Source organism: Clostridium sp. 19966 (assembly GCF_032335695.1).
GTDB lineage: Bacteria > Bacillota > Clostridia > Clostridiales > Clostridiaceae > JACTOJ01.
In genome coordinates this window covers 1-5,004 of the sequence record NZ_JACTOJ010000062.1, presented here as the reverse complement: position 1 = coordinate 5,004, position 5,004 = coordinate 1, and the positions used below count along the sequence as shown (strand labels likewise).

Here is a 5,004-nt window from a genome sequence, read left to right as displayed (position 1 = left end):
ATAAAAATGAATTGGTGAAATTATATAAAATTGTAAGCTGATTTAAAATAGAGGTAGATTAACCGAAAAAAGTTCATGTTTAACTTGTACTTTTTCTTGACATAGTACCAATATAAGAAATTGGTTGCCAGTATTTAGATTTCCTAATGATGATATGTTCTGTATTGATAAAAGAAATGGCAAAGTCGTATTCTTTGAACATGATGTATTTGATACTGGTATAAATCTGCATGGATTAGTAATTGCCAAGAGTATAGAAGATTTAATAATAAAATGGAGCAAAGTTTTATTCATTGATATATATGATTGGTATGAGGGCGTAAATGAGGTAGAAGGTATTGATTTAAGTAAAGATGTATATAAAACTATCATTAATGTAGCTAATAAATAAACTATTAATAAGGTATAAGTAGATGCAAAACAAGTAAAAAACACACTGCAAAAAATATATGATTAAAGATACTAATAAAATTAATAAAACTATAATTTAGACACACTGCATAATCTAAATAATGCAGTGAAAAGATGAAATGAATCAGCTGAATTTAAGTAAGCTGGTTCATTATTTTTTAGCAGTTAATATATGCAGTAAATACATCGTTCAAAAGAACTATATTAAAAAGCGACGATAACACATCAGAAAACAGAGATTTTAAAGACTGTGAACAAGAGTGGCATTAAATTTTAAAAGTGTTGAATAAAGGCTAAAGCTACTGATTTACATAGAAATTGATAGGTGATTAAAATCTTTTCAGCAGTTCCTCAAGTATAAGTATGTGATAAAGGATTTCCTTGCTAATCAATACTACAATCTTTAGAAGCCAGTAAAACAAGGCTGAAAGCAATGTGTAGATTGGTAAGCTAAGAAAGCCTAGATTTAATGATTTCGCTTATAAGTTGATTGGTTCATGGCTATAGTACGTGTATGATAAGAGTGTTAACGTTTCAGTAGATATAAGTACCGTAAGCGATAAATTACCATGTGTGTACAATTAAAAATAATGGACCATCCGTAAGGGTGGTCACAATTTTTGTGATTAGTTATTCTTTTTACAAGAAGATTGAACCCATGATCCCAAGGTAAATAGTCTTCTAAGAATTCTGGATGTGCTTCAAACTGAACGCCTGGAAGATTTTTAAATATAAACTCTAGATAACTATAAGGCTCTAATCCATTAGCTTTTGCTGTTTCAATTATGCTATAAACCGCTGCGCTTGCTTCTGCACCTTTTGGACTACCTGAAAATAGCCAATTTTTTCTTCCTAGAGTAAAAGGTCTTATGCTATTTTCTGATAAATTATTAGAAATTGCACAATTACCATCTAGCAAATAGTTCATGAAACCTTCTTTATTTTTAACGGCATATTCAATGGCTTTTCCTATCTTAGATTTTGGAAGATAACTATTTCTTATTGAATTTATCCACGACCAAAAGGCATCTAAAATAGGTTTTTCCTTTTCAAGACGCTTAGTTTTTCGTTCATTTGGCAACAAATCTTTGATTAATTCTTCTTCTTTAAATAGTTTGTTACAAAATCCAATACCTATTTCAGGAAGCGTAGCTTCCGAGCTACTTATGTCTTTTGGCAGTGCTTCAACGAAATATCTTCTAAGATGAGCCCAGCACAAACATCTTGTTATTCCTGGAACTTTGTTGTACCCTTGATAACAATCTGTATGAAGATATCCCTTAAAGCCTTCTAAAAATTTCTGGGGACAATCACCACTTCTTGAAGGCTTATAATCAAATAACCTTATTGGTGTTTCACTAGCTGCATGAGTGCTATATACCCACATATAGGATTCAGTTGTATTTTTCCTTCCAGGTTCCATAAGCACTTGGACAGGTGTTTCATCAGCATGTAGGTGGGTGCTATTTACTAACTTTTGTCTCATGAGCTTTGTTAATGGCATGAACCAGTTAGTAGCTGCGACTATAATCCAATTACTCATAGTTGCTCGGCTAAGCCTCACACCTAGGTTTTGCCATTCCTTCTCTTGACGATATAGTGGAAGGGCGTTTACATATTTACTGTACATAATATGTGCTACAGAAGATGGCGAAGCCATAGAATGCTGAACAACTGGGTATGGCATTGGTGATTTCTCTATATAAGGAAGACCTTTTTTACGACATTTTCTACATTCATAAGTTTGACGATAGTAGTCAATAACTCTAACCTTGGCAGGTATAAACTCTATTTCTGTCCTTATAAATTCTTTACCAATGCTAATTAGAGGTGTTCCACATTTTTCGCAGAAACGATCTTCTTCATCTAAACGGCATAATACTGTATCATGTGGAAGGTCTTTTAATAATTCTGCTTTTTGTCCCTTAAATTTCTTACGTTTATAATTTGATACATCCTGCAAATTAGGTTCAGGTGCTGCAGGATTATTTTCAACTTCTGCTTCATTAAAAATAGAAAGCTGCCCTTCTATTGCAGAAGTTTTTTCACTGCTTCTTCCAAAAAGCTTTCGTGTTAGAAAATCAACTGTCTCATGAAGAGATTTGTTTTCTTGCTCTAACTGTATTATGCGATTTTTTAACTCTAAAATATCTTTTTCTGTAATCATAGTTGAGACAGTTCCTTTACACGTTTTTCTTTATTATAGTATATCACTAATAATTGGAAAACCTCATGATTTCAGATTTTTCTAACACTAAATTATTGAATTAATATTAACTTTTTTTACTGCTTTTGGTTGATTAATTGCCAACCCTTCTAAGAGCCAACGAAACTCTTGCTGGGTAATAGATTTTACTGCGTCAGCATCTTTAGGCCACTGAAAGCTACCGCTTTCTAATCTTTTATAAAGAAGAATAAAGCCATCACCTTCCCAATAAAGAACTTTCATGCGATCTCGTTTACGACCACAAAATAGAAATAAACTATTTTCAAAGGGGTCTAATTTAAAGTTTTTCTGTACAGTTCCTGCTAGTCCATCTATGGATTTTCTCATATCTGTATATCCAGTAGCTATGTATATTTTGTCAGCTTTCGAAATATCACCGATCATTTTTCAAAAACCTTAAGGTACTTTCAATTAATGTATTTGAAGCAGTATTGTGAATTTCCACAACTTTAGGCATTTCTATAGGTACTATTTGTTGTTGATTGCTTGAGGAAGGAAGTGCTTTGCAAGCAGCTACACGAATTTTTCTAAGCCAATAATAGTAGCTATTAGTTTTAATACCATTATTTCTGCACCAGGCTCTTATACCGTCGCCACTATCGTGGCATTCTTGGATGAGATTAATCCATTTATTCATTCTATAATCTTGTGATATTTTGCGCGTATCCATCTAAAACCTCCTTTTTTCAAGTTTTTAAAGTTACTTGAAAAACTTGAAAATTGATTTTAGAAAATTATCTCATACTTTTTCAACACTTTCTATTCACTGTCTTATTAGACGCTTACTAAGTACCTGATAAAGGACTTCCTGGATAATTAGAACAGGCATCTTTAGGAGCCAGTAAAACGAGCATAGAAGAGATGTGTACCCTGATATGCAAGGAAAACCTAGGTTCAATAATTCCACTTGAAAGTTAATGCAATTGGGAACAATAATATATACAGGATAAAGTCTTTAATGCTTGGACAGATGAAGGCATCTAATAAAGGATTTCCTGGATAATTAGAACAGGCATCTCTAGAAGCTAGTAAAACGAGCATAGAAGATATGTGTAGCCTGATAAGCTAGGAAGACCTAGACTCGATAATTCCACTTAAAAGTTAATGGAATTGGGAACATAATATGTAGTATAAAAGCACTAAAAAATAAAAAGAATTGATATGATAAAACATATAAATAATATAGTTGAGTATAATGACTTGGGACTTGGAAATGGGAACTAGGAACTAGGAAATTGTAACTGGGGGTAGGGGACATATGACTGATAAGAAGATATAAGATTGAAATAAATAATAAATATATTTCAATAGAAAATATAATAAATACAGATGAAAAAATAATAATTGATACAGGGATATAAAAAATAATTAATCAATGTAGTTGATTAATAGATACCCATATTCAGAGGATAAAGAACCAAGTAATAAACATTTCAATAGAAATGATAATGGGAAAATATAATACATCAATCAGTGGAACTATATTAAAAAGCAACAATAACGCATCTGAAAACAGATATTTATGAGAATGTGAATAAGAATACCATTCAGATTGAAAAGCTGTAAAGAATGGCTAAATCAACTGAATTTAAAATAGAGGATAAATATATATTATAACAATGATAAAAGAGTTAATGTTTCCTATCAAGGAGCATTAACTCTTTTTTAATGTATAGGAAAGTATATCGTGAAGGAGCACTAGAGGGCTCATTTTTTCTAGCTTTAAGTCTCAAGAAAATTATGTTGGAGAACTTAATTAAGGAATTATAAAACTATATAACTATAAAACTAGCTGTAGAATCTAAAAATATGCAGATAGTAAAATTCATAAAAAAGTATTTAAAGAGAATTGGTATGATTTTACTAAGTTGTATGGACATCAAATAAGAGATATAGTATTTAAAGAAGTAAATAAAATGATGTATTGCGGGAACATAAAAAGAGGCTATTGCGACCAAATAATTATCATGGAGTTCATGGAATAACATATAAATTTTAAAAAAAGAGAGCTACATTTGCTGGCGCTCATTAAGCTTGATTGAAAATGTTATGCTTAATTAATCCCCCGAAGAGGACGTGCCCAAGGGGCACTTTTTTTGCCGAAGACAATGAAAGAATCAAATAAGCATGATAAATGAACTGGTGCAAAGATTCAAGATATACCTACAGGAAGACGGAAAGGGCATAATAACAATAGAAAGCTATATTGTAGATACTTAAGTCAGGGACTAGAACCATTACCGAATATGCCTATAATGGTGATGACTTAAGGCTTAGCAAAACTATAAAAAAATCTACTAATGGGTATGCGCCAGAAATAACAAATTACCTATATGATAGACAGCATGTTATAATGGAAACAGACG

The 5,004-nt window shown here is 31.7% G+C and carries 3 protein-coding genes and 1 pseudogene; 1 reads left to right on the top strand and 3 read right to left on the bottom strand.

Translation table 11 applies throughout. The annotated features are described in order from the left end of the window. Positions 1 to 124: 124 nt before the first annotated feature. Complete coding sequence (locus IAI10_RS24275; RefSeq protein ID WP_315675895.1) at positions 125 to 391, top strand: hypothetical protein; 267 nt, start codon at positions 125 to 127, stop codon at positions 389 to 391. A gap of 646 nt (positions 392 to 1,037) precedes the next feature. On the opposite strand, the pseudogene tnpC reads toward IAI10_RS24275, so the two are convergent. The 3 genes and pseudogenes from tnpC to tnpA form a co-directional block, all read right to left on the bottom strand. Beyond that, positions 1,038 to 2,578, bottom strand: a pseudogene (gene tnpC / locus IAI10_RS24270) (IS66 family transposase). A gap of 87 nt (positions 2,579 to 2,665) precedes the next feature. Next, positions 2,666 to 3,022 carry an IS66 family insertion sequence element accessory protein TnpB gene (gene tnpB / locus IAI10_RS24265; RefSeq protein ID WP_315675894.1) on the bottom strand — a complete coding sequence of 119 codons (357 nt, stop codon included), beginning with the start codon at positions 3,020 to 3,022 and terminating at the stop codon, positions 2,666 to 2,668. Then, the gene (gene tnpA, locus IAI10_RS24260; protein ID WP_315675893.1) at positions 3,012 to 3,308 is read right to left on the bottom strand and encodes an IS66 family insertion sequence element accessory protein TnpA; all 297 of its coding nucleotides are present in this window, start codon (positions 3,306 to 3,308) and stop codon (positions 3,012 to 3,014) included. Before tnpA ends, tnpB begins: the two co-directional genes overlap by 11 nt. Positions 3,309 to 5,004: the final 1,696 nt, after the last annotated feature.

Excerpts from the sequence above, each read along its gene's own strand:
- tnpB (WP_315675894.1), bottom strand. The coding sequence starts at position 3,022 with ATGATCGGTGATATTTCGAAAGCTGACAAAATATACATAGCTACTGGA.
- tnpA (WP_315675893.1), bottom strand. The coding sequence starts at position 3,308 with ATGGATACGCGCAAAATATCACAAGATTATAGAATGAATAAATGGATT.